Here is a 24902-nt window from a genome sequence, read left to right on the forward strand (position 1 = left end):
AGGCGTGCCGTGCCCACTTCACTGAGCCCCTACATCGGCTTCGACGGCTCCGCGCAGGAGGCGATGGAGTTCTACCGGGACGTCCTCGGCGGCGAGCTCAGCTCCAGCCGCTTCGGCGACTTCGGGATGAGCGCGGATCCGGCCGACCAGGACCGGATCATGCACGCCCAGCTCGTCACGCCGAGCGGGATGATCCTGATGGGCTCCGACTCCCCCTCCTCGAGCCCGGCCGAGAGCGGCGCCCGCATCACGATCGCGCTCTTCGGCGACGACGACGCCGAGCTGAGCGGCTACTGGGACGGCCTGGCCGAGGGCGGCACGGTCGTCGAGCCGCTGGTCGCCTCGCCCTGGGGCGACCGCTTCGGGATGCTGGTCGACCGCTACGGCGTCGGCTGGATGGTGAACATCGCCGCTCCGCCGGCCTGACGCTCCTCCCCAGCACGGGATCGGGGCACGCCTCCCCCGGGTGCGTCCACCCGTCCCGCCGGGCGCCGCGGCGGGCGCAGAATGGAGGGGCCGCTCCCGCTCCGGGGGCCGTCCCACCTCTCACGAAGGCTGCAGATGACGATCACGCTCGGGTACAAGGCATCGGCGGAGCAGTTCGGCGCCCGGGAGCTCGTCGAGCTCGCGGTCGGCGCAGAGCGGTACGGCTTCGAGACCGCGGTCGTCTCGGACCACTTCCAGCCGTGGCGGCACACGGGCGGGCACGCGCCGTTCTCCCTCGCCTGGCTCGCCGCGGCCGGTGAGCGCACCTCCACCATCACCCTCGGCACCTCCGTGATGACCCCGCACTACCGCTACAATCCCGCCGTCATCGCCCAGGCGTTCGGCACGCTCGGCGTGCTCTACCCCGAGCGGATCATGCTCGGCGTCGGCACCGGCGAGGCGCTGAACGAGGTCGCCACCGGCTACCAGGGCGCGGGCGAGCAGACCTGGCCCGAATTCAAGGAGCGCTTCGCCCGCCTGCGCGAGGCCGTGCGGCTCATGCGCGCGCTCTGGGCGGGCGACCGCGTCACCTTCGACGGCGAGTACTACTCCACGCACGAGGCGTCGATCTACGACAAGCCCGAGAGCGGCGTGCCGGTCTACATCGCGGCGGGCGGCCCCGTCGTCGCGAAGTACGCCGGCCGCGCGGGCGACGGCTTCATCTGCACGTCGGGCAAGGGCATGGAGCTCTACACCGAGAAGCTGCTCCCCGCCGTCGAGGAGGGCGCCGCGGCGGCCGATCGCGACTCCTCGACCATCGACCGCATGATCGAGATCAAGCTCTCCTACGATCCCGATCCGGCGCTCGCGCTCGAGAACACGCGCTTCTGGGCGCCGCTCTCGCTGTCGCCGGAGCAGAAGCACTCGCTGACCGATCCGGTCGACATGGAGCGCGCCGCCGACGAGCTGCCGATCGAGCAGGTCGCGAAGCGCTGGATCGTCGGCTCCGACCCCGAGGAGACGGTCGCGCAGATCAAGCCCTACGTCGACGCGGGCTTCACCCACCTGGTCTTCCACGCCCCGGGCCACGACCAGCAGCGCTTCTTCGACGCCTTCGAGCGCGACCTCGCGCCGCGGCTGCGCGCGCTCTGACCTCCCGCCTCCGCCACGACCCCCTTCGGAAGGGCCGCTCCCGCATGACCACGGCCACCCTGCTCGCCCGGCTCGACCGCGGCGAGGCGCTGACGCGCGAGACCGCCGAGGAGCTCCTCGGCGCGCGCGGCGACGACCTCGACCTGCTGCTGGAGGCCGCCGGCCGCCTGCGCGACGACGGACTCGCCCGCCGCGGACGGCCCGGCGTCGTCACCTACTCGCGGAAGGTCTTCGTCCCGCTGACCAAGCTCTGCCGCGACCGGTGCCACTACTGCGTCTTCGTGGAGACACCGGGCGGGCTCGCGGCCAAGCGCGAGTCGACCTTCATGGAGCCGGAGGAGATCCTCGAGGTCGCCCGCGCCGGTGCCGCGCTCGGCTGCAAGGAGGCCCTGTTCACGCTCGGCGACCGCCCGGAGGACCGGTGGCCGGTCGCCCGCGCCTGGCTCGCCGAGCACGGCTACGCCTCGACGCTCGAGTACGTGCGCGCGATGGCCGTCCTGGTGATGAGCGTGACGGGCATGGTCACGCACCTGAACCCCGGCGTGATGTCGTGGGCCGAGCTGCAGCGGCTCCGCCCGGTCGCGCCCTCGATGGGCATGATGCTCGAGACGACCGCCGAGCGCCTCTGGTCGGAGAAGGGCGGCGTGCACTACGGCTCCCCGGACAAGGACCCGGCGTTGCGCCTGCGCGTGCTCGAGGACGCGGGCCGCAGCCGCATCCCCTTCACCACCGGCGTGCTGCTGGGCATCGGCGAGAACGCGGCGGAGCGGGCGGACGCCCTCTTCGCGATCCGCGAGTCCCACGAGCGGTGGGGCCACGTGCAGGAGTGCATCGTCCAGAACTTCCGCGCGAAGCCGCGGACGGCCATGCAGAACGAGGTCGACCTCGAGCTGCAGGAGTACGTGGCCAACGTCGCGGTCGCGCGCCTCGTGCTGGGCGCTGAGGCGACGATCCAGGCGCCGCCGAACCTCACCGACGAGCAGGAGCTCGGGCTGCTGCTGCGCGCCGGGGTCGACGACTGGGGCGGTGTCAGCCCGCTCACGGCGGATCACGTGAATCCGGAGCGCCCCTGGCCGAACATCGACGACCTCGCGCGGCTCACCGCGGCGGCCGGCTACCGGCTGCACGAGCGGCTGACCGCCCACCCGCAGTACCTCCGCGACTCGGCCACCTGGATCGATCCGCGCGTCGCTCCTTACGTCGAGGCACTCGCCGACCGCGGGACCTGGCTCGCCGACGAGGCGGCGGCGGTCCTCCCCCGGCCCTATCGCGACTCGCTCGACCCCCTGCCCCGACCGGTCGCGCCCGCCCTCGGCGCCGTGCTCGCCCGGGCGGAGACGGACCCCGCCGGTCTCGAGGACGCCGACTACCTCGCCCTGCTCGCAGCCGACGGCGACGACCTCGACGCCCTCTCCGCTCTGGCGGACGACCTGCGGCACGACGCCGCCGGCGACGAGGTCTCGATCGTCATCAACCGCAACATCGACACCTCCCTCTGGGGAGTCGGCGGGCTGACCGTCGAGCGGCTGGAGGAGCTCGCCGACGAGGCGGTCACGCTCGGCGCCACCGAGCTCTGCCTCCAGGGCGCGATCGGACCGGAGCACCCGGGCGACGATCTGCTGCTGATCGTCCGCACGCTGAAGCAGCGGCAGCCCTCGCTGCACCTGCACGCCTACCGGCCCGGCGAGATCCTCGAGGTCGCACGGCGCACGGGCCGAACCCTGCCCGCGATGCTCGACGCTCTGCGCGAGGCCGGCGTGGACTCCGTCCCGGGGACCGCCGCCCGCATCCTCGACGACGACGTCCGCGCCGTCCTGAGCGAGGGGACGGACCCGACCGTGGCCGAGTGGCGCGAGGCGATCACGGCCGCGCACCGCAGCGGCCTCCGCTCCACCTCGACCATGGTCTACGGACACGTCGAGACCCCCGAGCAGCAGCTCGCGCACCTGCGCACGCTCGCGGCGATCCAGGACGAGACGGGCGGCTTCACCGAGTTCATCGGGATGCCCTTCGTCCCGGCGGAGGCGCCTCCCGCCGTGGTGCGCGCGAGCCGGGGCGGGCCGACCCTCCGCGAGACCCGCGCCGTGCACGCCGTCGCACGGCTCGTCCTCCACGGCCGGATCGCCCACGTGCAGACCGCCTGGACCAAGCTCGGACTGCACGCGGCGCAGGTCCTCCTCCGCGGCGGGGCGGACGACCTCGGCGGCCTGCTGCTCGACGGCGCCCTGCGGCCCGAGGCCGGAGCGGAGGCCTACCGCTCGCTCGACATCGCGACCGTCGCCCGGCTGAGCGGCGAGATCGGCCGCGGCTGGCGCCAGCGCACCACGACGTACGGCGTGGTCGCGCCGGAGAGGGCGCTGCGGGCGGAGCCCGTCGCAGCGGCGGGTCCGCAGCGGATGCGCCTCCCGGTCCGCGGGACCCGCCGGGCGTCATGACCCGCTCCGAGTACCTGCGGCGCCAGGCCGAGCTGGTCCGGGAGGAGCGGATCGAGTCGGACAGCGCCACCGTGCGGCTGCTGACCGCGGGCGCCGAGAGCCCGCGCGCGGTCCTGCTGCTGACCGGGGTCGGCCGGGGCGCGCGGAGCGACACCGGGCTGCTGCTGCCGATGCTGGCGCGGCGCCACCGCGTCGCCGCGCTCGAGCTCGCCGATCTCGGCGACCCCTGGCTCGACGGACCCGCCGCGGTCCGCGCCTCCCTGGACGCGCTCGGCGCCGAGGAGGCCGTCCTGATCGGCCACTCGCTCGGAGCCGCCGTGGCCCTCGCCGCGGGCGATCGGCGGGTGCGCGCCCTCGCCCTCGTGGCCGGATGGCTGCGCCCGACGGAGCGCCTCCTCCGCACGGCGCGCCTCTGGCCGATGCTGCCGCCCGACGCGCAGGAGGAGGCCGTTCGGCTCCTCGCCGTCCGCTCGGCCACCACCTCCTCCCCGTGGGGCGCCGACGCCGCGCGGATGCTCGCCGCCTCCGCCCGGGCCGACGTCGCTGCGGCGGCTATGGACTGCCGGGTTCCCGCCCTCGTGGTCGGCTGCTCCGCCGACGCTGTCGCCGGAGTCGAGGGCGCCGAGGCCCTGCTCGGCGCGATCGACGGCGCCCGCTACGCCGTCCTCGACGCCGGTCACGCGGTGCTCGCCGAGCGGCCCGCCGAGCTCCTCGCCGTCCTCGAGCACTTCCTCGCCGATCCGCACCGCGACCCGGCGGGCAGCGTCCTGGCGAGGACGACGGTCTGATGGACGTCGACGTCGTCGTGATCGGCGCCGGGTTCGCCGGCCTCGGAGCCGCGGTCCGCCTGGAGCGCCGCGGCGGGACCTCGTTCGTCGTGCTGGAGCGCGCCGAGCGGATCGGCGGGACCTGGCGGGACAACGTCTACCCCGGGGTCTCCTGCGACATCCCCTCGCACCTCTACTCCTACTCCTTCGCCCCCGAGGCCGACTGGTCGGCGTTCTACGCCCCCGGGGCCGAGATCCAGTCCTACCTCGAGCGCGTCGTCGAGAAGGAGGGCCTGACGCCGCGGCTCCGACTGGGGACCGAGGTGCTCGAGGCGGTCTTCGACGAGGAGGCGCACCGCTGGCGGGTGCGCACCTCCCGGGGCGACTACTCCGCCGCGGTCCTCCTCGTCTGCGCGGGGCGCCTCTCCGAGCCCCGCCTCCCGGCCGTCCCGGGCCTGGATTCGTTCGCGGGTCCCGCCTTCCACTCCGCCCGCTGGAGGGACGACGTCGACCTCGACGGGAAGCGCGTCGGCATCGTCGGCTCGGGAGCCTCCGCCGTGCAGATCGTGCCGCACCTCGCCGAGCGCGCCGCCGAGGTGGTGCTCTTCCAGCGCTCAGCCCCGTACGTCGTCCCCCGCCGGAACCGCCCGTACCCGCCGGAGGAGCGCCGAACCCTCTCCCGCGCGCCCGGGGCCCTGGCGAGGCTCCGCGAGGAGCTGTTCTGGCGCGCCGAGCTCGGCTTCGCCGGCCGCGTCGCCGTGCCCGAGGCCATCGATCGGCTGCGGGCGGAGGCGCTCGGCCACCTCGAGGCGCAGATCATCGATCCCGCGCTCCGCGCCGTGCTGACTCCGGACTACGAGATCGGCTGCAAGCGCGTGCTCCTCTCGGACGACTACTACCCCGCTCTCGCGCAGCCGCACGTCCGCGTCGTCCCCGGTCCGCTCCGGCGCCTCGAGGAGGGGGCCGCGCTCGGCGACGACGGCGTCCCGCACGGGGTCGACGTGCTCGTCTTCGCGACCGGCTTCCACTCCACGCGGCCGCCCTTCGCCCGGCGCATCCGCGGCCGCGGCGGCGTCCTCCTCGCCGACCGCTGGGCCGACGGCATGGTCGCGTACGAGTCGACCGCGGTCCACGGCTTCCCGAGCCTCTTCGTCGTCAACGGCCCCAACGCGAGCCTCGGCCACAACTCCGCGGTGCACATGATCGAGACGCAGATCGCCTACGTGCTCGCCGCGCTCGACCACCTCGCGGTCTCCGGCGCCGACCGGCTCGAGGTCACCGCCGAGGCCGAGGCCGCCTCCGTCGCACGGCTCGACGCCCTCAGCGCCGACACCGTCTGGACCAACGGGGGCTGCGAGAGCTGGTACCTGGACGACAACCGGCGACTCACCCTGCTCTGGCCCGACTTCGCCTTCGCCTTCCGCGAGGAGCTCGGCCGGTTCGACCCCTCGGCCTACACGACCTGACCGCGGCTCGCTATCGTGACCGCATGACCGACCGCGTGCTCGCTCCCGAACCGCCCGCCGACGGTGCGAAGCCGAAGGGACCGGCCTCGTACTTCCCGAGCATCGAGAAGACCTACGGCCGTCCCGTCCAGGACTGGCTCGACCTCGCCGACGAGCGTCTGCGCTCCGAGCCGCACATGCAGGTCGTCACCTGGCTGAAGACCGAGCACGGCCTGGGCCACGGCCACGCCAACGCGATCGTCGCCTACGTCCGGGCCGCCCGCGCCTGACCGGTCCGCACAGGCTAGGCCCGCCGGCCTCCCCGGACCACCCGTCGTCGGCGCCCGCGCCGTCCGGGGATAATCGGGGCATGCGCGAAGACGACGATGTCGATCTGGTGATCGACGCGTGGGCCGGGGCCTTGCCCGACCTCGATTTCGCGCCTCTGGACGTCGTCTCCCGCCTCCGCCGGCTCAGCCCGCGCGTGCAGGAGGTGCGGCGGCAGTCCTTCGCCGTCAGCGATCTCGCCCCGTGGGAGTTCGAGCTCCTCTCGCTGCTGCGGCAGCGCGGGGAGGGCGGGATGACGCCCTCGGCCCTGGCCACGCACCTCGCGCTGTCCAGCGGCAACCTCGCCAGCCGCGTCGACCGCCTCGCGGCTCGCGGGCTCGTGGTCCGCGAGCAGAACGCCGCCGACTCGCGCAGCAAGATCGTCTCGCTCACCCCGCGGGGCATGAAGCGGGTCGACGAGGCTATGCGGAATCTCGTCGCCGCTGAGGGCGAGGTGCTCGCCGACCTGGACGCCGCGCAGGTGTCGGTCCTCATCGAGTGCCTGCGGCGGATCAGCGACACCCTCGACCGACTGCAGTGACCCGCTACGCCCGACGAGCCTGAGAGGTCAAGCCCGTTCGGAGAGACGGGCACCGGACGTAGCGTGAAGCGTGCACGGTCGAGGCGTCAGCCACCCGTGCGGATGATCGCGAAAGCGGAGAGCACCATGACACAGATTTCTTCTATCCAACCCGCGCGATGGAGCCGGAACGGAGTCAGGATCGTCGTCGTTCCCGGGGCGGAGCTGCCCCGGTTCCGACTCGAGATCGACGCCCGACTGACCACCGCGCCCTCCCTCGTCCCCACCGGACCCTTCTCGACCGTCGAGGAGGCCGAGCGGGCCGCCGAGGTCGCCGCCGGCCTGCTGGGGGCGAAGATCCCGGCCTGAGCGCACACCCGTCGAGACGGCCGGATCAGCCCGCGAGCTCCGCGAGCGATCCGGTCGGGACCGCGATCCACCCCTCGGCCTCCGCCGCCTCCTGGAGTTCGGGAGGCACGGGCATGGTCGCGCCCAGGGCGTGGGCGCGGGCGTTGAGAGCGGCGACGACGGCGTCGAACGCGTCGTCGGAGCGGCTCATCAGCGCGAGCGCGGGCGCCGGCACATCGAGCCAGGGTGCGGCCCGTCGCAGCGACTCCGCGGCGAGCGCCACGGCCTCCGGTCGCGTCTTGTACCCCGTGGTGTCCACTCCCCAGAGCCGCAGCGCCGCCGCCGGGTACGCCTCGACGAGCCGTCCGCGCCCGGAGCGGTCGACGTCCTCTCCGCTCGCGGCGAAGGCGTCGAGCAGCTCCGCGCAGCGCATCGCGGTCATCCCGAGCCGGTCGGTCGAGACGCTGAGCGGCCACCGACCCGTGACCTCGCGCGCCACCCGGTCCGTCTCGCGGTACGCGAGGCGGCGGCGCCAGTCGCGTCCCGCGAGCGTCCGCGGCGAGACCTCCCGCCGCGTGTGCGCGGAGACGAACGCCGCGAACTCCACCGGCCAGCCGAACGCGCAGTCGATCCCGATGACCGCCGCGTCCCGTGACGCCTCGACGATCATCGCGTCCTCGGCGCCGAGGGCGAGCGAGCGGACGACGGCCCGACCGCCGGAGAACTCGAGGGCGGCGAGAGCGGTGCGCACCGGCTCCGCAGCGAGGTCGACACCGATCGTGAGCACGGGGACAGGGTAGGCGCTCCGGCGCTACGCTCGAGCGATGACGCCGCCCGCTCCCTCCTCCCGGGCGGAGTCGGCCCGCGTGCCGGTCGCGCTCCTCCGCCTCCTCGTGGCCGCCGCCGTTCTGGTGGCCGTGATCGCGACGGCCGTCGACACCGCCTCTCGGACGCCGCTGAACCCGTTCAACTTCTTCGGCTTCTTCACCATCCAGAGCAACATCGTGCTGGCCGTCGTGCTCGGAGCCACCGCCGTGCTCGCGCTCCGCCGCCGCCCCGCGCCCGACGGGCTCGTACTGGTGCGGGGTGCCTTCACCGGGTACATCATCGTCGTCGGCCTCGTCTACAACACCCTCCTCACCGATGTGGCGGGCGGAGTGGCGCTGCCGTGGGCCAACACCGTCATGCACGTGCTGTTCCCCGTCTACGGACTGCTCGACTGGCTGCTGCTCGCGGATCGCCCTCCGCTGCCGTGGCGGAGGCTCTGGCTGGTCGTGGTCTACCCGATCGTCTGGCTCGTCGTGGTGCTGATCCGCGGAGCGACGGACGGCTGGGTGCCCTATCCGTTCCTGGATCCCGCGACCGGGTACGGGCAGGTGTCGGTGTTCGTCGTCGGGATCGCGGTCGCGTTCCTCGCGTCGGGGGCGCTGGTCTGGGCGATGAGCCGGCTGCGGATCGTGCCGGTGGCAGGCGGCTGAGAGGACGCTCGCCTTCCAGACGGTTCCGCCCGCCGGACGACCGGATCCGCTGCCGTCGCGCACATCCGGCCCGTTCTGGGGTCACCCGTTCGGGGTCATCCGGGGCGCCGCTCCCCTAGCGTCAGCACCGACGGCTCCCCCACCGTCCTCCCCCTCGAGAACGGTCCCCCATGAGCCTCTCCTCCTCCCGCCCGCCGACCCCGAGCCGCCGCGTCCGCGCCCTCGCCGTCGGAGCCGCTCTCGCCCTCGCCGCCGCGCTGCTCCCGGCGCAGGCCGCCGCCGCCGCCACTCCCGCCCCCCTCTCGGTGCTGAGCCTCGGCGACTCCATCACCCAGGCCTACGGGACCTGCGGCTCCTTCGCGGACTGCCCCCGCAACAACTGGTCCACCGGCACCAGCTCCTCCGTGAACTCCTTCGCCTCCCGCTTGCGGACCGCGCTCCCCGGCACCACCGTCACGACTGCGAACTTCGCCACCACCGGCGACGTCGTCGCGCAGGTCCCCTCGCGGATCGACGCCGCGGTCGCCGCCGGCGTGCGGCCGGACGTCGTCACCCTGCTCATCGGCGGCAACGACCTCTGCTCGCCCGACAACCGCGTCGCCTCCGACGGCTACACGATGACCCCGGCGAGCACGTTCCGCACCGGAGCCTCCGCCGCGATCACGAAGATCCGCACCACGTGGCCCTCCGCCCGCATCGTCCTCTCGTCGATGCCGAACGTGGCCTCCGAGTGGTCGGTCGTGAAGACCGGAGTCGGCGCGCTCGTCTGGGCGGGCGGCGACCTCTGCCGGACCACGCGCGGCGTCAGCTCCACCGGCCGCAGGCTCAGCAGCACCGCCGCGGCCGCCTCCGCCGCTGCCGCGAAGACGCGGACGACGCAGTACAACACCGCGCTGCAGACGGCGTGCAGCGCCGCCGGTCAGCTCTGCGACTGGGACGGCGGAGCGCTCACCGCGACCCCCGTCACCAAGGGCCTGATCGGGACCACCGACTACTTCCACCCGAGCGTCGCGGGCCAGGCGAAGATCGCCTCGATCCAGTGGGCGGCGTCGAACTTCTCGAAGTAGCGGCCTCCGGAGCGGCCGCTCACGCGTCGAGCGGCCGCTCCCCCTCGCGGCGGCGACGCTGCTCCTCCGCGAGCCGCGCGTAGTGCGCCTCCTCGCGCTCGAGGTCGGCGAGCTGCTCCTCGGTGCTCTTCGGAGCGGGCCGCACCACTACCGTCGGCGGCGCCTGCTTCCGGCGGCGGGGCACTCGGCCGCCCGGCACGAAGGATCCGCCGTCGCCACGCTTCCAGTCGTGCCCGAGCAGGAACCACAGCGAGACGCCGATGAGCGGGAGGAAGAAGATCAGCAGGATCCACACGATCTTGGGCAGGTTCTTGATGACGTTGTCCGGCTGCCGCACGACGTCGACCAGCGCGAGCACGGTCAGGACGATGATCACCAGCGAGAAGACGAACCCCATGCAGTCGAGGGTACGACGCCGCCGCGCGAGCAGAGTGCTACTCGGAGAGTCGCATCACGACTCCGGCGTCGAACACTCCGCGGTCCGCTCCTTTCCTCTCGCGCACCGCTTCGACCTCGCTCCAGGCCACTCCGAGCTCCGACGCGAGCGCATGCAGGACTTCCGCGACGTCCGCCAGCTCTTCGACGGACGGGGCAGCCAGGACCTCGTCGCATTCCTCCTTCAGCTTCGCCAGGAGCCAGGCCCGCCGCTCGCTGGCATCGACGGATCTGAAGCGCGCGTCGACACCGAGACCCCGGAGCAGTGCCGGTACACCGTCTCGGACGAGCTTCTCCCTCGTCATGTCAGCAGCCGGACGAGCTCTGATGCTGACGCGACGGACCCGCCCGCGTCGACGTCGGGGGCCCGGAGAGCGTCGACTGCACCACGGACATCGCTCCACGGAGGACGGTCTCCGGTCACATCGACGGCCGGGCCCCATCGAGTACCCTCCGCTGAAAGTGGACCGAGCACCTTCCCCCACCCCGACAACTCCACCCGATACCCGTTCGAACGCCTCTCCGGATTGTGACCTGGAAGAATGACGGCTGGCACCCCTGATGCCACGCACGTCGTCGCGATTCCATGTCCTCCGTGATGCACGACGGCAGCCAGCTCCGGAAACACTTCTTCGAGATCCCAGAGAGCCGCGACGTGGATGGCGTCCGGGACATGTCGATACGAATCCGCTGACGCCTGGTCTCCGGTCGCCACATAGATTTCTCCTTCCCAGTTCTCGAAAGCGTGCAGGAACTCCGAGTCGATTCCTCCTACCGTCCGATAGAACAGCAACCCGGATCCATGCAGACCCGCTTTGACCGGTCCGAGAACGCCAGTGAAAACCACTTCTCTCATAACGACGCGGCTCTCCATTACGTCAAGACTCGGCGCACTCGGTATTGCGATCAGCCCGCGTTCGAACAGTTCTCGAACATCTCGATCGACCAGGGGAAGCCCTCGCCGCCCAAGAGCCTCGTTGACCGCCATGAGCGGTCCGGTCCAGATCTCGGACACTCCCTCGCCCTGATAGCGGTAGCCGACGAGCTGATTGTCTTGGCATAGCGTGACGATCGGGATGGAGAGCGAAGCGCAAGCTACGATCATCGACAATCGGTTATCGTTGATCACCCGGTCCGGCCTGAACCGCTGGAGCACAGCGACGTCAGCAACGACTGCTTTATCGAACACGCCAGGATCTCCCCATTCTGCCCATGGGTCGATGTCTGCGACACCTTCGCGGTAATAGGCTGTCGTGAAGATTCCCGCCTTCGAGACCAATCGATCGTGCACCGCATTCTGCCGACCGAGTAGAACACAGTCCCAACCCGCGGAGTGAAAAGCCCGACCTATGGCTACCAGGCGCGTGACGTGGCCGTTCCCCCTTCCCCACGAGACATGCAGTACAACGGGGCGCTTCATGTCGCCCTCGCAAACCGAAAATTCTCAACGAGCGCGACGACAGTCGAATGCGATGCAGCGGCGACCAGGCCCACCTCTTCTCCCGCGAGAGCGAGTTCCCAGTCGGCGAGATCTGGAGTTGCGTTCGCTCGCGCGATCACCGTACGCAGGTGATGCGGAGGAAGAGAGCGCGTCAATGGCGCGACGACCTTTTCGTGCGCATTGCCGATGACAACGTACCCATCGACATCGCTACCAAGGGCTAGGACGTCTCGCCATGATGAGATCTCGATCTCTTGCGCTATTCCTGCATAGCCCCGCAGGTCTAGGGCGCCGGGGATCATGTGGACGTGCATGTGATGACAGAGGCGCTCTCCAGGACGCCTTCGAAGACAGTGACCGGTACGCCCGTGCTCGAACAGAACGTAGTCCCCGAACTCTGCACAGATGCGCTTACCGAGGTCGGCCTCCAATGCGTCGAGCCGCTCTGCCGCCTGCGCATCCATGTCTGCGGCCGATGGATAGTGCTCGGTTGTGTAGATGAGGAGGTGACCCTGCCGAAGGGGAGCTGGATCAGAACAGACCGCGAGTCCGTCTTCCTCCCACACTCGACGCGGATTCGACCTGCAGAAGACGCATTCGGGGTCCCAGGTGACCGACATTCTTCATCATTTCCTTTCGCTCGAACTCGATGAGATGGACTGGACTGCGGCAAGTGCTAGATCGACCTCATTTGTCGTAGTTCTCGGCCCGAAACTCACCCGGACAGTCCCGCCATCGCCTGTGCCGAGAGTCTCGTGGGCCAGAGGAGAGCAATGCAGTCCGGCGCGAACGAGAATGTCGAAGCGTTCTTCGAGGAGCGAAGCAGCAACACTCGGGGTCACACGGTTCATCCGGAACGACACCACTCCGACAGGTTCTTCGGCGCTGGGCGATTCGATGAGGGTGACCGCGCCACCACCACTGAGACCAGTAACGAATCGTTCTCGCAAATCGGTTGCTCGACGCCGCCTTCTGGCGATCTCGGCCCCGTCCAACAGCCTCAGAGCCGCGCCTAACCCGGCGATTCCGATCCCATTCTGTGTTCCCGCCTCTTGCGACCAGGGCAGCCAGCAGGGATGATCCCGACTTTCAGAACGTCCACCCGATCCGCCGGTGACGAAAGGCGACAACCGGACACCTTCTCCGACAACAGCGCCACCAACACCCAAAGGTCCCCCCAAACCCTTGTGCCCAGCGAACACCAGCACGTCCGCAAGACCCGCGTCGACATCAAGGTACCCAAGCGCCTGCGCCCCATCCACGGCGATGAAAACACCGGCCTCTCTGCAGATTTCAGAGATTTCACGGATCGGAAGCACTGAACCGGAGACGTTGGAGGCCCAGGTGACAATGACCCCGGCGACTCCGCCGGCAAGCAGTTGCTCCTGCAGTCGATCGAGATCGAACGGTCCGCTGGTCGAGGGCGGAATGATCTCATGCCTGACCGAACCCTCCTGCGCCGCTGCATGAAGTGGCCGAACCACTGAATTGTGTTCGAAAGCGGACGTCAGGACGCGGCCCCCGATCGAGCCCAGGTGGTGCACAACCGCATTGAGAGACATCGTTGCATTCAGCGAGAAGGTCACCCGCTCCGGATCGATGCATTTGACCAGATCTGCTAGCGACTCACGAGCTGCCCAGACTTGGCCCTCAGCCCAAGCGGATAGCCGGTGCCCCGACCTGCCTGGGCTTGTTCCACGTTCAGCATAGGATTTCATGGCGTCCACTACATGATGCTCCTTGGGAAAAGACGTGGCCGCAGAATCGAGATAAATCACTCCGCACCTCTTCGTGTGGGTCTTCGTCGGTTCGATGTGATGATGAACATATATCCCACAGCCATCCACGCCGACGACTGGCACGAAATGACACTCGCCGCGCCTGGCTCTGTGAGAGCTGGACAGCGGGCGAGCCTTGGCGCCACGTCTGCGCGTGCGCACGGTGTTCACGACCCGAGGGGTGCCACGCGCGCCACACTCTGGTCGCCGAAGGGCACAGCCTGCTACGGTCTCGCACATCGAATTGCGAAGTCACAAGCGAACTGACGTGAAGCGATCACTCCTTTACCGCGACATCGCGGAGTGCAGTCCGCAACGTACAATGAGGGCCGGCTCTGCGATGCCTCCAGGTACGCGAGAAAGGATGAAGGCATGTCAGGACCGTTGATCTTCCCGCAGAAAGCAGACGATGTTTCTCCGGAGGTTTCAGTCGTCGTTCCGACCTATGACCGCCCTGACGAGTTGAGAAGAACTCTGACGACATTAGCGCAACAAGAGGCGTCGTTCACCTATGAGGTCATCGTCGCAGACGACGGCTCTTCGAGCGATACCGTTGCGGTCGTCAAGGCCTTCGAACACGCGATTGACATCTCATACACTCGCCAACGAGACGACGGGTTCCGCCTGAGCGCGGTAAGGAATCTCGGCGCGCGAGCATCTCGGGGCAGAACACTGATCTTCCTCGATTGCGGCACTCTCGCGGGCGAGAACCTGATTCAGTCCCATGCGGCGAACGTGGAAGTCGGTAAACGCAGTACAGCAGGGCCGACCTACGGCTGGGACTTCTCTGGCGAAGATGCCCATGCATTCCGTTCTCTTGTCAGCGGCCCGGACTGGCGCACAAGACGCATGGAGATGGCTACGCGGCCCGGCTACGCTGATTACAGATCGGACAAGTGGTTGGATGTCGATGTCCGGCGGGTTCCGCTGGCGGTCCCCTGGCGTTTCTACTGGGGACGGAACATTGCAGTGGCGCGATCGGATTTCTTCTCCGCGGGCGGTTTCGACGAGCGCTTCTCAACTTATGGAGTCGAAGATGTGGAGTTCGGCTACAGGCTATGCCGGATGGGCCTTTCTCTTCACTGGATAGAGGACGCGTGGGGCGTAGAACTGCCGAGCATCTCCGAAAATACAGCCGAACAAGCAAGAAGCAATCGAGCTAACCTGGAACAGTGGGCCGATCGATGTGTCGATATGGAAATCGAGTTCTTCATCTGCAACAGGCCCCTGGCGCAATTGGAGCAGCCCGAGTGGGAGCGCGTCGCGAGGTGGGCTCGAGATTCAACGAACAGCCGAGCTGACCTGCAGATCCTTCGTCAGCATCCGAACGACACATCGATGCTTTTTGTCGGACTGATGTCTGAAGTAGCTCATTCACGGTCCGTCGTCGCGCTCGGGCCGGGTTTTCCCATTGCGTCCGAACATCCGAGCGGCTGGTCGACTGCACGGCGACCGGTCAATCTCAACGCGATCGGGATCCGATGCGGTTTCGCCGAACGCGAATTCGACATGGTGTACCTGAGCGATGCGATGGCGCCCCTGGCTGCAGTGTGGGGTGAGCATCTTCTGGCCACGGCCCGGAGGTGCGGGAAGGACCTGTTGCTGGGGCGCGGTCTCGCCGCGGCATTTCAATCAGCGGGGATAGGGTCGGACGGCTTTTAGGTGAGAGATATTCAGTGGCGCGCATCAGTTTCGGATCGCAACGACCCGGGCGACATCGAGGATCCACCTTCGTCCGCCCGCGCCAACTAGACCGGTCAGCGACTAAGGAGGAACCACTGTCTGGCGCTCGCGTCCCACAATCCGTCGCCCTGACCCTGCTGAGCAACGCGACCATCGGAGGCCTCACGAGCGTAGCCGTTCCCGTCTCCCTCGACTCGGCCGGTCACTCAAAGGGCGAGATCGCCGTGTTCTTTCTCGTCAACGCGGCCGCCGCCATCGTCTACAACACCCTGCTCGTCCCTACAGTTCGCCATCACGGGTACCCGCGCAGCGCATTGGTCCTGACCTGCGCAGCCGTCCCGGTCGCCCTCCTTGCACTCCGCGCGACCGCAGGTACATTCGTGCTCGTCATGCTGAGCGGCGTTCTCCTGCTCCTCGTCAGCACGATCGTCCCGCAGATCTTCGGCCGCGTCGCCGCGCAGCTGAGTGACGACGAACAGGTCGCCGCGGTCACGCGTCTTCGGCTGATGACGGTCGGCGGATACATCCTCGGCCTCGTCATCTACTCGGCCGTGTCCGCGCTCGGGCTCGATCCTCTCTTGATCGCCTCCGTGTTCGGCGGCATCACGATGATCGGTGCGACCTGCAGACCATTCGCTGGACGCGCGTTCCCGCGCGAGCACGATGGCGGAGAAGTCGGAACGCCTCGAGCGAGAAGCGGAGCGTTCTTCACTGCGCTTGTCCTCGTGGCGCTTCTCAAGTCGGCCGACACCCTTCGGGGGATCTATCTGCCGCTGTTCGCTGTCTCGTCCGGGCTCCGCCCTGCCGAGGTGCCTCCTTTGTTCCTGATATCGGCTCTACTGGAGTTGGCCGCGCTGCCTCTGCTCGGTCGGCTCAGCGCGGCCCGCGGCAGCGCCGTCACCCTCGTCGTGATCGCCCTCTTCGGGGTCGGATCGTTCTCGCTCCTGCTCCTCGCGACCACCTATCCGGTGCTGCTGCTGGCCCAGGTGCTCTATGCCGTTGTGGGCGTCGGCTTTCAGAGCACCGGCCTGGTCCTGCTCGGTCGAACGAGCAGGGGCGGAGTCGGCGCGGGCGCCAGCGCATACACGGCCGTGACGCAGGTCGGGACCGTCCTCGGAGCAGTGCTGCCGCTGATGGTCGAGGGCTACTCGTCCGGGATCTTCGTCATCGCGACCGTCCTGGTGGCGCTGGCCGGGATGCTGGCCGTCGCGCTGCGGGCGGTCGGCGGACGCTGGTGACGGCATCCGATCGCGCCAGCACACCGGCGACTCTTGCGCACCGGATGCTGACTTTCTCGCGAAGCGCTGAATCAGACCGATGCACGCGTCTCAGCCGTAGTTGCGCACCCCCGCCCGGCCCTTCCGCGCTCATGACACCATCGGATGATGACCGAGACGCCGCCCGCCCCCGCCTCGACACCGGTGAAGAAGCGCCTCACGGCCGCCCGTCTCGCCCTGATCGCCGGCCTCGTCCTCGCCGTCGCCGGCCTGGCCGCGCTCGCACTCGTGCCTCTGCAGTACGCGAACATCGACCGTCAGGGCTTCGACTACGTCTGCAGCGTCAGCCTCGGCGGTGTCCCGCCCGAAGCGGGAGAGCTCGTCCGCGGCTTCTGGTCGTGGTGGCCGCTCGGCGCAGCCTGTGAATGGAAGCTCCTCAACGGCACGACGGTCGTCGACCTCCCCGACTGGTCGACGACCGCCGTCGCGATCGTGGGCGCTGTCCTGCTCGTCGTCGGAGCGGCGCTCGCGATCGCGTCGCCGTTCCTCCGCCGCCGGAGCGCTCCGGCCGGGACCGCCTAGCGGTCGAAGAGGTTCCCGAGGTCGCCGAGACCCGGCAGCTGGAAGTCCGAGCCGAACTCGGACACCTGCTCCCCCAGCCCGGACACGTGCTCGCCCGCGCCGGAGACGAACTCGCCCGCGCCGCCCGTGATGTCGCCGAAGTCACCCAGGTCCCCGAATCCGCCGGCCAGGTTCTCGAAGTCCACGCCGAGGCCGGACGCCTGCGCGAGCAGCGGACCGGCGACGCTGCTGATCACGGCACCGCCCGCGACCGCCGCGAGCAGTCCGCCCGCCGCGCCGAGCCCGATGCCCGCCGCCGCTCCGACGCCGGCACCCGCGAGGGCACCGCGGGTCCCCGGCTTCGAGAACATCTTCTTGAGGAACCCCGGATCGTTCGCCTCGCCGCGCGTCGCCGCGCGCGCCAGGTCCTCGGGGGCGGAGGACCGCGGCTGCTCGTTCGCGGGCAGCTCGTCGCGGAGGCGCGCCTCGACCTGGGTGCGCTGCGCCGTCGTCAGCTTCGCGAACGCGTCGCGGTGCACCTGCTCGAGCTGCTCCGGGTCGGCGGTCCGCAGGAGGTAGTCGTAGCGCGCGATCGCTGCGCGGTCCTCCTTGGTGACGACCGGCTGCTGCCCGGGCCGGGCGTCCTGAGGGCGCGCGGAGGGGCGCTGCGGTGAGCCGTACTGCTGAGGCGGCTGGGCCTGCCCGCTCCGCGAGTCGCCCGTCACCTTGTCGGCAGCGGAGCGCACGAGGTCGCGCCAATCGGTCGTCCCGCTCGAGGACGAGCCCGAGCCGCTCTTCGAATCGAGCGCCTTCGACGCCATGCCGAGAACGCGCTTGAACATGCTCACAGAGAACCTTCCGTCGAGTACCAGCCTCGATCATGGCGGCGCCGCCTGAGCGAAGGCTCGCGAGACGCCCTCAGAAGGCCGTGAGCGCTCGGAGCCTTGGGCGTCGCTCCGAGAGCGCATCCGTGCTCTCCGCCTGATCGAGGAGCTCGCGCACGTACCGCGGGCGGAGGACGGCCCGCCACATCCCGCCGAGAAGGGGGTCTCGGATTCCGCCGGCCACCGCCTGCGGATGGCCGCCATGCGACCGGCTATAGCGAGCAGCGCACTGAAACCCGCGCGCCGTCTGTCCGCGAACGTGTCCCGCTGGATGGAGAGGCTCAGGACGAGGACGGCCGAGAACCCGCGAAGGAGCTCCTCGGTCGTGCGTCCCTGCCGCCGAGGAGTCCCCACCCGGGCAGGACCATCGAGGGCTCGGACCGTCGTCGCCTCGACGAGCAGAGCTCGGAGTGCTGGGCGGGGGGCGGACGCTGGCGTCAGACGGAGCGAAGGCGGCGGTCGTCCGATGGACTGATCCCGATTGCGGATCGTGGTGCCCCTGGAGGGACTCGAACCCCCAACCTGCTCCTTAGGACGGAGTCGCTCTTCCATTGAGCTACAGAGGCTGGCCGAGCCAGTGTACCCGCCGTGCCCCGCCCCCCGCGAAGCGACGACAGGGCCCCACCACAACGCCAGCGAAGCACGCCACGGCCCTCGTCGCGGCGACTGCGCGGCACACCCCTCTTGACACGAAGGCCTCCCGCCTCCATGGTTAGCTACAACACCAACTAACCACCCAACCCAGCACCGAAGGAGCCCGCGTGGACGACTCCCGCCCGCTCTTCCTGCAGATCGCCGAGCAGATCGAGAACGACATCATCGACGGCGCGCTGCCGGAGGAGTCGCAGGTCCCGTCGACCAACGAGTTCGCCGCGTTCCACCGCATCAATCCGGCCACCGCCGGCAAGGGCGTGAACCTGCTCGTCGACGACGGGGTGCTCTACAAGAAGAGGGGGATCGGCATGTTCGTCGCCGAGGGGGCGCGCGACCGGCTGGTCGAGAAGCGCCGCACGCAGTTCCGCGACCAGTTCGTCGCTCCGCTGCTCGCCGAGGCCGCCAAGCTCGGCCTCAGCACCGAGCAGCTCGCCGACATGATCACAGAAGGGGGATCGCGATGAGCGCGGTCATCGAGGTCCACGACCTCACCAAGCACTACGGACGCATGCGCGCCGTCGACGGCATCGGCTTCGCGCTGGAGGAGAACCGCATCCACGGCCTCCTCGGCCGCAATGGCGCGGGCAAGACGACGCTGATGTCGCTGCTCACCGGCCAGGAGTTCGCCAGCTCGGGCGAGATCCGCGTCTTCGGGCAGTCGCCGGTGGAGAACGCCGCCGTCCTCTCCCGCACCTGCTTCATCAAGGAGAGCCAGAAGTACCCGGACGACTTCAAGGTGAAGCACGTCCTGCGCAGCGCTCCCTGGTTCTTCGACGGCTGGGACGAGGCGTTCGCCCGCGAGCTCGTCGAGGACTTCCGCCTCCCGGTCGACCGCAAGATCAAGAAGCTCTCCCGCGGACAGCTCTCGGCGATCGGAGTGATCGTCGGTCTCGCCTCCCGCGCCCCGCTCACGTTCTTCGACGAGCCGTACCTGGGGCTGGACGCCGTCGCCCGGCAGCTGTTCTACGACCGCCTCCTCCAGGACTTCGCCGAGCACCCGCGCACAGTCGTCCTCTCCACCCACCTCATCGACGAGGTCAGCAGCCTGCTCGAGCACGTCCTCGTCATCGATCAGGGCCGCCTCGTCGTCGACAGTGACGCGGAGGAGCTGCGGGGTGCTGCGGCAACGGTCATCGGACCCCGGCAGGCCGTCGAGTCGTTCACCGCCGGACGCGAGGTCATCGCCCGCTCCGCTCTCGGCAGCCGCGCCTCGGCCACGCTCCCCCGGCTCGACGACGCCGGCCGCGCCTCCGCCGCCCGCCACGGGCTCGAGCTCGAGTCCGTCCCCCTCCAGCAGCTCGTCGTCCAGCTCACCACCGGGAAGGCCTCGGAATGACCGCCCTCACCGGCGCCCCCGCGCGCCACGACACCGCCGCCGGCCGCCTCGGCAGCATCGTCCGCCTGCACTTCGCGAACCCCGCCACCATCCTCTACACGCCGCTGATCATCACGGCCGTCATCCTGGCGGGCAACCTGGTCGTCTGGTGGCTGATCCTCCGCGGGCTCGACTCCGGCGAGCGCCTCGAGGCGCAGGAGGGGATGACCTACTCCGGCGCGTCCTTCTTCCTCTTCGTCTACATGATGGTCGTGGCCGTCCAGTCGGTGAACGTCACCTTCGGCCTCGCCCTCGGCTACGGCGCCACCCGCCGCGACTTCTCCCTCGGCACGGCCCTCACCTTCGTCGCCCTCTCGGTCTTCTACACCGGCGTCTTCGTGGTCCTCGGGATCGTGGAGCGGGCGACCGACGGCTGGGGCTTCGGCGGCAGCTTCTTCCGCTCGATCTACTTCGGCGGGGACTCCGTGGGCGAGCACGCTGTCGCGGTGCTCTGCGCCCTGCTCTTCTTCTTCTTCATCGGAGCGGCGACGGCGGCGGTCTACGTGCGCTGGCGCCAGCGCGGGATGCTGCTCTTCTTCGGGATCCTCGGCGCCCTCCTGCTGGCCGTGATCACCCTCCTCACGCTCACCGAGAACTGGCCCGCCGTCGGCTCCTTCTTCGGCAGCGTCGGATACGCGGGCGGCTACTCCCTCTCGCTCATCCCGACCGCGATCGCCGGAGTCGCGGGCTGGGCGATCCTCCGCCGCGCCACCCCGCGCAGCAGCTGACACCACCGCCCCCGATCCGGAAGGACCGACCATGACCGCCGCCGCCCGCCGCTTTGCCTTCCCGCGGAGGATCCTCTCCGTTCTGAGGCTCCACCTCGCCCACCCCGGGACGGTCCTCGGCTGGCCGCTGCTCGTCCTGCTCGCCGTCCTCGCCGGCAACCTCGTGATCTGGTGGCTCGTCCTCCGCGGGATCGGGGCCGAGCGGGGCGGCGGCGACTCGGGCATCCTCCTCGTGGGGCCGGGGATGCTGATCGTCGTCTTCCTCTTCATCGGCTCCATCCAGGCCACGACCGCCACCTTCGGGCTGGCGCTGAGCTACGGAGCGACCCGGCGCGACCACGTCCTCGGCAGCGCCCTCGCCTTCGCGGCCCTGTCCGTGCTCTGGTCCGCGATCGTCGTGGCCCTCGGGGCGATCGAGGAGGCGACCGGGGGCTGGTGGCTGGGCGGCGCGCTCTTCCTCGCCTCTCCCCTAGACGGCCCGTGGCTCGAGCGCTTCGTCGTCCTGCTCTGCTCGCTCCTCGCCGCCTTCGCCCTCGGCGGAGCAGCGGGCGCGGTCTTCCTCCGCTGGCGGGAGCGCGGAGTGACGGCCTTCCTCCTCGCCCTCGGAGCGGTGGCACTCGCGGTGGTCGTCGTCGTCGCTCTCGCCGGGGGCCGGCCGGTCGTGGCGGACGTCCTCGAGAGCGCGGGGACCGCCGGAGCCGCCGCTCTGCTCCTCGTCCCCGCCGCGCTCCTGACGGTGGTGGGCTCGCTGGTCCTCCGCCGGGCGACGCCGCGCGGCTGACCCCCTCCGGAGCCGGGCCTGCAAGGCCCTTCCGCCCCGGGCGTCCGGATGCCAGCGTGGACACATGGCCGACTCCCCCGCTCCGTCTCTCCTGCCCGTCCCCGAGCACAGCTGGATCGCCCGACCCGCCGACGCCGAGCTGACCCAGGACACTCTCGACACGGTCGACGCCTGGTGGCGCGCCGCGAACTACCTCGCGGTCGGGCAGATCTACCTGCTCGCGAACCCGCTCCTGAAGACCCCGTTGAGCCGGGAGGACATCAAGCCCCGCCTGCTCGGCCACTGGGGCACCACCCCCGGCCTCAACCTGATCTACGCGCACCTGAACCGCGCGATCCGCGAGCGCCGCCAGCCGACCCTCTACATCACCGGTCCCGGCCACGGCGGACCGGGCATGGTCGCCAACGCCTACCTCGACGGCACCTACAGCGAGATCTACTCCCACATCGACGAGTCGGAGGAGGGGCTGCGCCGCCTCTTCCGCCAGTTCAGCTTCCCCGGGGGCATCCCCAGCCACGCCGCCCCCGAGACCCCGGGCAGCATCCACGAGGGCGGAGAGCTCGGGTACGCGCTGAGCCACGCGTACGGAGCGGCCTTCGACAACCCGGACCTCCTGGTCGCGGCGGTCGTCGGCGACGGCGAGGCCGAGACCGGCCCGCTCGCCACCAGCTGGCACTCCAACAAGTTCGTGAACCCGCTCACCGACGGCGTCGTCCTGCCGATCCTGCACCTCAACGGCTGGAAGATCGCGAACCCGACCGTCCTCGCCCGCATCCCGCAGGAGGAGCTCGACAGCCTCCTCCGGGGCTACGGCCACGAGCCGTTCCTCGTCGAGGGCGGCTTCGACGGCGAGGACCCGATGCGCGTGCACGAGCGGTTCGCCGACGTCCTGGACACGGTGCTCGACCGCATCGCGGCGATCAAGGAGCGCGCCGCAGCCGGCGACCTCTCACGCCCGGCCTGGCCGATGATCGTGCTGAAGACCCCGAAGGGCTGGACCTGCCCGACCGAGATCGACGGCGTCCAGGTGGAGGGCACCTACCGCTCGCACCAGGTCCCGCTGCCCAACGCCCGCGACACCGAGGCGCACACTCGGCTCCTCGAGGACTGGCTCCGCTCCTACCGGCCCGAGGAGCTCTTCACCGAGGAGGGCGGCGTGGTCGACCGAGTCCGCTCGCTGGCCCCCGAGGGCGAGCTGCGGATGAGCGCGACCCCGCACGCGAACGGCGGGCTGCTGCGGCAGACCCTCGACCTGCCCGACTTCCGCCGCTACGAGGTCGTCGTCGAGCAGCCGGGTGGCACCGTCGCGGAGGCGACGAAGGTGCTCGGCGAATGGCTCGCCGACGTCATCCGCGCCAACCCGACCAACTTCCGCCTCTTCGGGCCGGACGAGGTCGCGAGCAACCGGCTGCAGTCCGTCTACGCCGCCACCGACAAGCAGTGGGACGCCGAGCTCAGCCCCCTCGACGACCACCTGGCCCGCGCCGGGCGGGTCATGGAGGTGCTCTCGGAGCACCAGTGCCAGGGCTGGCTGGAGGGCTACCTGCTCACCGGCCGCCACGGGCTCTTCACCTGCTACGAGGCGTTCATCCACATCATCGACTCGATGTTCAACCAGCACGCGAAGTGGCTGGACGGCACCCGCGACATCGAGTGGCGCCGCCCGATCGCGAGCCTCAACTACCTGCTCTCGAGCCACGTCTGGCGCCAGGACCACAACGGCTTCAGCCACCAGGACCCGGGCTTCATCGACCACGTCGTCAACAAGAAGCCCGAGGTCGTGCGCGTCTACCTGCCCTTCGACGCGAACACGCTCCTCTCGACCTACGACCACTGCCTCCGGAGCGTGGACTACGTCAACGTGGTCGTCGCCGGGAAGCAGCCCTCGCCCCAGTGGCTCACGATGGCGGAGGCGGTCGCCCACTGCACGCGCGGACTCGGCATCCTGGAGTGGGCGAGCAGCGAGCGGCAGGGCGAGTCCCCGGACGTCGTGCTCGCCTGCGCGGGCGACGTGCCGACCCTCGAGACCCTCGCGGCGGTGAGCATCCTCCGCGAGACGCTGCCGGACCTCGCGATCCGCACGGTCAACGTGGTCGATCTGATGCGTCTGATGTCGGAGTCGGAGCACCCGCACGGCCTCTCCGACCGCGAGTTCGACGCGATCTTCACCCCCGACCGCCCGATCGTGTTCGCGTACCACGGCTATCCGTGGCTGATCCACCGCCTGACCTACAAGCGGACCGGCCACGGCAACCTGCACGTGCGCGGGTACAAGGAGAACGGCACCACCACCACTCCCTTCGACATGGTGATGCTCAACGACCTCGACCGCTACTCGCTGGTGATCGACGTCATCGACCGGACCCCCGGCCTCGGCGCCCGCGCCGCCGGTCTCCGCCAGGAGATGCAGGACGCCCGCATCCGCGCCCGCGCCTACACCCGCGAGCACGGCGAGGACATCCCCGAGGTCGCGAACTGGACCTGGGCCGGCGAGCGCCCCGGCAACGCCAGCGCCAACACCGGCAACGACAACGAGTAACGCTGGGCCGCACCCGACGCCCCTCTCCTGACGGGTCGCGGTCGTGTCGCTGGCAAGGCGGAGGAGGAAGCGATACCGGCGGTATCGCGCCCGACGACAACGCCGCCAGCGGCGCGACCGCGGCCCGTCAGGCGGCGGGAGCCAGGTAGTCGTCCCAGTCGGGCTGCGTCCGCTCCGCGCCGCGCACGAGCCAGGAGCCGGCGCGCGGCATCCGGGGGACGGTGCGCAGACGCCATCCCATCTCGTGCGGGGTTCGGTCGCTCTTAACGTTGTTGCAGCGCTGGCAGCAGGCGACGAGGTTCTCCCACGTGTCCCGACCCCCGCGCGACTTGGGCTGGATGTGGTCGATCGTCGCCGCGTGCTGACCGCAGTATCCGCAGCGGTGGTTGTCCCGGCGGAGCACGCCCCGGCGCGATACCGGCACACTCCGGCCGCTCGGGATGCGCACGTACCGGGTCAGCACGATCACCGAGGGCCGCACGTGGTCGCCGTGCGCGCTGTGCACCGGATTGCCCTCGTCCGCGGCGATCACGGTCGCCTTCTCCGTCATCAGCAGGACCAGGGCCCGCTTGAACGACACCACCGCGAGCGGCTCGTAGCCGGCGTTGAGAACCAGAGTGCGCATCAGTGACCTCCGTGCTGTCGCACGCCGTCACGCGAAGGCGCCGCGACCACGAGCAAGGGCGCCGTCGTGATGACGGCGCCCTGCGAGGCCGCGGCGGAGTGCCGCGCGATGACGTGGAGTCGTATCCGCGTGTCGGAGGAGTGCACCGCCGCGGTGAGGACCCGCGCGCGTATCGAATCGGCCGGCCGCACGCACGAGCGCAGCCCCACGCTGTGGCGCCCGCTCCGCTCGGCCAT

General features: G+C 70.0%; 26 protein-coding genes and 1 tRNA gene. 18 read left to right on the top strand and 9 right to left on the bottom strand.

The window, feature by feature from the left end:
* The first annotated feature begins 9 nt into the window (after positions 1 to 9).
* The 8 genes from C5C53_RS03830 to C5C53_RS03865 all read left to right on the top strand — a co-directional run bounded on the left by C5C53_RS03830 (position 10) and on the right by C5C53_RS03865 (position 7441).
* Positions 10 to 426 (top strand): VOC family protein, encoded by a 417-nt coding sequence (locus tag C5C53_RS03830; protein WP_104246718.1) that lies wholly within the window; start codon positions 10 to 12, stop codon positions 424 to 426.
* A gap of 135 nt (positions 427 to 561) precedes the next feature.
* Positions 562 to 1578: a glucose-6-phosphate dehydrogenase (coenzyme-F420) gene (fgd, locus tag C5C53_RS03835; RefSeq protein WP_219813957.1), complete on the top strand. Its 1017-nt coding sequence runs from the start codon at positions 562 to 564 to the stop codon at positions 1576 to 1578.
* Positions 1579 to 1622: 44 nt separating this feature from the next.
* Positions 1623 to 4013: a 7,8-didemethyl-8-hydroxy-5-deazariboflavin synthase CofG gene (gene cofG, locus C5C53_RS03840; RefSeq protein WP_104266867.1), complete on the top strand. Its 2391-nt coding sequence runs from the start codon at positions 1623 to 1625 to the stop codon at positions 4011 to 4013.
* Positions 4010 to 4801: an alpha/beta fold hydrolase gene (locus C5C53_RS03845; protein ID WP_104266868.1), complete on the top strand. Its 792-nt coding sequence runs from the start codon at positions 4010 to 4012 to the stop codon at positions 4799 to 4801. Before cofG ends, C5C53_RS03845 begins: the two co-directional genes overlap by 4 nt.
* Complete coding sequence (locus C5C53_RS03850; protein WP_104266869.1) at positions 4801 to 6246, top strand: NAD(P)/FAD-dependent oxidoreductase; 1446 nt, start codon at positions 4801 to 4803, stop codon at positions 6244 to 6246. Before C5C53_RS03845 ends, C5C53_RS03850 begins: the two co-directional genes overlap by 1 nt.
* A 23-nt stretch (positions 6247 to 6269) precedes the next feature.
* Complete coding sequence (locus tag C5C53_RS03855; protein WP_104225060.1) at positions 6270 to 6515, top strand: DUF4287 domain-containing protein; 246 nt, start codon at positions 6270 to 6272, stop codon at positions 6513 to 6515.
* Positions 6516 to 6595: 80 nt separating this feature from the next.
* On the top strand, positions 6596 to 7093 hold the full coding sequence (locus C5C53_RS03860) for a MarR family winged helix-turn-helix transcriptional regulator (protein WP_104266870.1): 498 nt from the start codon (positions 6596 to 6598) through the stop codon (positions 7091 to 7093).
* A gap of 126 nt (positions 7094 to 7219) precedes the next feature.
* Positions 7220 to 7441, top strand: a complete 222-nt coding sequence (locus C5C53_RS03865) for a hypothetical protein (protein ID WP_146076606.1) — start codon at positions 7220 to 7222, stop codon at positions 7439 to 7441.
* A 25-nt stretch (positions 7442 to 7466) separates the two neighbouring features.
* Here C5C53_RS03865 and C5C53_RS03870 read toward each other — a convergent pair whose 3' ends face one another.
* A complete protein-coding gene (locus C5C53_RS03870; RefSeq protein WP_104266871.1) occupies positions 7467 to 8207 on the bottom strand; it encodes a DUF429 domain-containing protein in 741 nt (246 codons plus the stop codon).
* Between the two features lie 37 nt (positions 8208 to 8244).
* Between C5C53_RS03870 and C5C53_RS03875 the strand changes: the two genes are divergently transcribed.
* Both C5C53_RS03875 and C5C53_RS03880 read left to right on the top strand, forming a co-directional pair.
* The gene (locus C5C53_RS03875; protein WP_104266872.1) at positions 8245 to 8898 is read left to right on the top strand and encodes a Pr6Pr family membrane protein; all 654 of its coding nucleotides are present in this window, start codon (positions 8245 to 8247) and stop codon (positions 8896 to 8898) included.
* A 170-nt stretch (positions 8899 to 9068) separates the two neighbouring features.
* A complete protein-coding gene (locus C5C53_RS03880) occupies positions 9069 to 9965 on the top strand; it encodes a GDSL-type esterase/lipase family protein (protein WP_104266873.1) in 897 nt (298 codons plus the stop codon).
* A 19-nt stretch (positions 9966 to 9984) separates the two neighbouring features.
* On the opposite strand, the gene C5C53_RS03885 is transcribed toward C5C53_RS03880, so the two are convergent.
* The 5 genes from C5C53_RS03885 to C5C53_RS03905 all read right to left on the bottom strand — a co-directional run bounded on the left by C5C53_RS03885 (position 9985) and on the right by C5C53_RS03905 (position 13619).
* Positions 9985 to 10362, bottom strand: coding sequence for a PLD nuclease N-terminal domain-containing protein (locus tag C5C53_RS03885; RefSeq protein ID WP_104255426.1), 378 nt, complete (start codon positions 10360 to 10362; stop codon positions 9985 to 9987).
* A gap of 37 nt (positions 10363 to 10399) precedes the next feature.
* Positions 10400 to 10705, bottom strand: coding sequence for a nucleoside triphosphate pyrophosphohydrolase (locus C5C53_RS17035; protein ID WP_104266874.1), 306 nt, complete (start codon positions 10703 to 10705; stop codon positions 10400 to 10402).
* On the bottom strand, positions 10702 to 11691 hold the full coding sequence (locus C5C53_RS16760) for a glycosyltransferase (protein ID WP_219813958.1): 990 nt from the start codon (positions 11689 to 11691) through the stop codon (positions 10702 to 10704). Before C5C53_RS16760 ends, C5C53_RS17035 begins: the two co-directional genes overlap by 4 nt.
* A gap of 125 nt (positions 11692 to 11816) precedes the next feature.
* Complete coding sequence (locus tag C5C53_RS16765; RefSeq protein WP_146084424.1) at positions 11817 to 12461, bottom strand: hypothetical protein; 645 nt, start codon at positions 12459 to 12461, stop codon at positions 11817 to 11819.
* Between the two features lie 6 nt (positions 12462 to 12467).
* Complete coding sequence (locus C5C53_RS03905) at positions 12468 to 13619, bottom strand: aminotransferase class V-fold PLP-dependent enzyme (RefSeq protein ID WP_181065646.1); 1152 nt, start codon at positions 13617 to 13619, stop codon at positions 12468 to 12470.
* Positions 13620 to 13991: 372 nt separating this feature from the next.
* Between C5C53_RS03905 and C5C53_RS03910 the strand changes: the two genes are divergently transcribed.
* The 3 genes from C5C53_RS03910 to C5C53_RS03920 all read left to right on the top strand — a co-directional run bounded on the left by C5C53_RS03910 (position 13992) and on the right by C5C53_RS03920 (position 17101).
* Positions 13992 to 15281, top strand: coding sequence for a glycosyltransferase (locus C5C53_RS03910; protein ID WP_104266878.1), 1290 nt, complete (start codon positions 13992 to 13994; stop codon positions 15279 to 15281).
* 245 nt (positions 15282 to 15526) lie between these two features.
* Positions 15527 to 16540 (top strand): hypothetical protein, encoded by a 1014-nt coding sequence (locus C5C53_RS03915; RefSeq protein ID WP_104226470.1) that lies wholly within the window; start codon positions 15527 to 15529, stop codon positions 16538 to 16540.
* Positions 16541 to 16687: 147 nt separating this feature from the next.
* On the top strand, positions 16688 to 17101 hold the full coding sequence (locus C5C53_RS03920) for a hypothetical protein (protein ID WP_104339898.1): 414 nt from the start codon (positions 16688 to 16690) through the stop codon (positions 17099 to 17101).
* On the opposite strand, the gene C5C53_RS03925 is transcribed toward C5C53_RS03920, so the two are convergent.
* The gene (locus tag C5C53_RS03925; RefSeq protein WP_258075366.1) at positions 17098 to 17922 is read right to left on the bottom strand and encodes a hypothetical protein; all 825 of its coding nucleotides are present in this window, start codon (positions 17920 to 17922) and stop codon (positions 17098 to 17100) included. The two genes, C5C53_RS03920 and C5C53_RS03925, sit on opposite strands and share 4 nt — an antisense overlap.
* A gap of 533 nt (positions 17923 to 18455) precedes the next feature.
* Positions 18456 to 18530: transfer RNA gene (locus C5C53_RS03930), tRNA-Arg, on the bottom strand.
* 195 nt (positions 18531 to 18725) lie between these two features.
* On the opposite strand from C5C53_RS03930, the gene C5C53_RS03935 reads away from it, so the two are divergent.
* The 5 genes from C5C53_RS03935 to C5C53_RS03955 all read left to right on the top strand — a co-directional run bounded on the left by C5C53_RS03935 (position 18726) and on the right by C5C53_RS03955 (position 24041).
* A complete protein-coding gene (locus C5C53_RS03935; protein ID WP_104224613.1) occupies positions 18726 to 19082 on the top strand; it encodes a GntR family transcriptional regulator in 357 nt (118 codons plus the stop codon).
* A complete protein-coding gene (locus C5C53_RS03940) occupies positions 19079 to 19954 on the top strand; it encodes an ABC transporter ATP-binding protein (protein WP_104224612.1) in 876 nt (291 codons plus the stop codon). Before C5C53_RS03935 ends, C5C53_RS03940 begins: the two co-directional genes overlap by 4 nt.
* Positions 19951 to 20721 carry an ABC transporter permease gene (locus C5C53_RS03945; RefSeq protein ID WP_104266880.1) on the top strand — a complete coding sequence of 257 codons (771 nt, stop codon included), beginning with the start codon at positions 19951 to 19953 and terminating at the stop codon, positions 20719 to 20721. The genes C5C53_RS03940 and C5C53_RS03945 overlap by 4 nt, the downstream gene beginning before the upstream one ends.
* A gap of 31 nt (positions 20722 to 20752) precedes the next feature.
* Positions 20753 to 21502: a hypothetical protein gene (locus C5C53_RS03950; protein ID WP_104266881.1), complete on the top strand. Its 750-nt coding sequence runs from the start codon at positions 20753 to 20755 to the stop codon at positions 21500 to 21502.
* Positions 21503 to 21566: 64 nt separating this feature from the next.
* A complete protein-coding gene (locus tag C5C53_RS03955; RefSeq protein ID WP_104266882.1) occupies positions 21567 to 24041 on the top strand; it encodes a phosphoketolase in 2475 nt (824 codons plus the stop codon).
* Positions 24042 to 24168: 127 nt separating this feature from the next.
* On the opposite strand, the gene C5C53_RS03960 is transcribed toward C5C53_RS03955, so the two are convergent.
* Positions 24169 to 24666, bottom strand: a complete 498-nt coding sequence (locus tag C5C53_RS03960) for an HNH endonuclease (RefSeq protein ID WP_104224608.1) — start codon at positions 24664 to 24666, stop codon at positions 24169 to 24171.
* Positions 24667 to 24902: the final 236 nt, after the last annotated feature.

The sequence above is a fragment of the Rathayibacter sp. AY1E3 genome, from assembly GCF_002932235.1.
Taxonomy (GTDB): domain Bacteria; phylum Actinomycetota; class Actinomycetes; order Actinomycetales; family Microbacteriaceae; genus Rathayibacter.

Excerpts from the sequence above, each read along its gene's own strand:
- fgd (WP_219813957.1), top strand. The coding sequence starts at position 562 with ATGACGATCACGCTCGGGTACAAGGCATCGGCGGAGCAGTTCGGCGCC.
- cofG (WP_104266867.1), top strand. The coding sequence starts at position 1,623 with ATGACCACGGCCACCCTGCTCGCCCGGCTCGACCGCGGCGAGGCGCTG.
- C5C53_RS03845 (WP_104266868.1), top strand. The coding sequence starts at position 4,010 with ATGACCCGCTCCGAGTACCTGCGGCGCCAGGCCGAGCTGGTCCGGGAG.
- C5C53_RS03850 (WP_104266869.1), top strand. The coding sequence starts at position 4,801 with ATGGACGTCGACGTCGTCGTGATCGGCGCCGGGTTCGCCGGCCTCGGA.
- C5C53_RS03855 (WP_104225060.1), top strand. The coding sequence starts at position 6,270 with ATGACCGACCGCGTGCTCGCTCCCGAACCGCCCGCCGACGGTGCGAAG.
- C5C53_RS03860 (WP_104266870.1), top strand. The coding sequence starts at position 6,596 with ATGCGCGAAGACGACGATGTCGATCTGGTGATCGACGCGTGGGCCGGG.
- C5C53_RS03865 (WP_146076606.1), top strand. The coding sequence starts at position 7,220 with ATGACACAGATTTCTTCTATCCAACCCGCGCGATGGAGCCGGAACGGA.
- C5C53_RS03875 (WP_104266872.1), top strand. The coding sequence starts at position 8,245 with ATGACGCCGCCCGCTCCCTCCTCCCGGGCGGAGTCGGCCCGCGTGCCG.
- C5C53_RS03880 (WP_104266873.1), top strand. The coding sequence starts at position 9,069 with ATGAGCCTCTCCTCCTCCCGCCCGCCGACCCCGAGCCGCCGCGTCCGC.
- C5C53_RS03885 (WP_104255426.1), bottom strand. The coding sequence starts at position 10,362 with ATGGGGTTCGTCTTCTCGCTGGTGATCATCGTCCTGACCGTGCTCGCG.
- C5C53_RS17035 (WP_104266874.1), bottom strand. The coding sequence starts at position 10,705 with ATGACGAGGGAGAAGCTCGTCCGAGACGGTGTACCGGCACTGCTCCGG.
- C5C53_RS16765 (WP_146084424.1), bottom strand. The coding sequence starts at position 12,461 with ATGTCGGTCACCTGGGACCCCGAATGCGTCTTCTGCAGGTCGAATCCG.
- C5C53_RS03910 (WP_104266878.1), top strand. The coding sequence starts at position 13,992 with ATGTCAGGACCGTTGATCTTCCCGCAGAAAGCAGACGATGTTTCTCCG.
- C5C53_RS03920 (WP_104339898.1), top strand. The coding sequence starts at position 16,688 with ATGACCGAGACGCCGCCCGCCCCCGCCTCGACACCGGTGAAGAAGCGC.
- C5C53_RS03925 (WP_258075366.1), bottom strand. The coding sequence starts at position 17,922 with ATGTTCAAGCGCGTTCTCGGCATGGCGTCGAAGGCGCTCGATTCGAAG.
- C5C53_RS03940 (WP_104224612.1), top strand. The coding sequence starts at position 19,079 with ATGAGCGCGGTCATCGAGGTCCACGACCTCACCAAGCACTACGGACGC.
- C5C53_RS03945 (WP_104266880.1), top strand. The coding sequence starts at position 19,951 with ATGACCGCCCTCACCGGCGCCCCCGCGCGCCACGACACCGCCGCCGGC.
- C5C53_RS03950 (WP_104266881.1), top strand. The coding sequence starts at position 20,753 with ATGACCGCCGCCGCCCGCCGCTTTGCCTTCCCGCGGAGGATCCTCTCC.
- C5C53_RS03955 (WP_104266882.1), top strand. The coding sequence starts at position 21,567 with ATGGCCGACTCCCCCGCTCCGTCTCTCCTGCCCGTCCCCGAGCACAGC.
- C5C53_RS03960 (WP_104224608.1), bottom strand. The coding sequence starts at position 24,666 with ATGCGCACTCTGGTTCTCAACGCCGGCTACGAGCCGCTCGCGGTGGTG.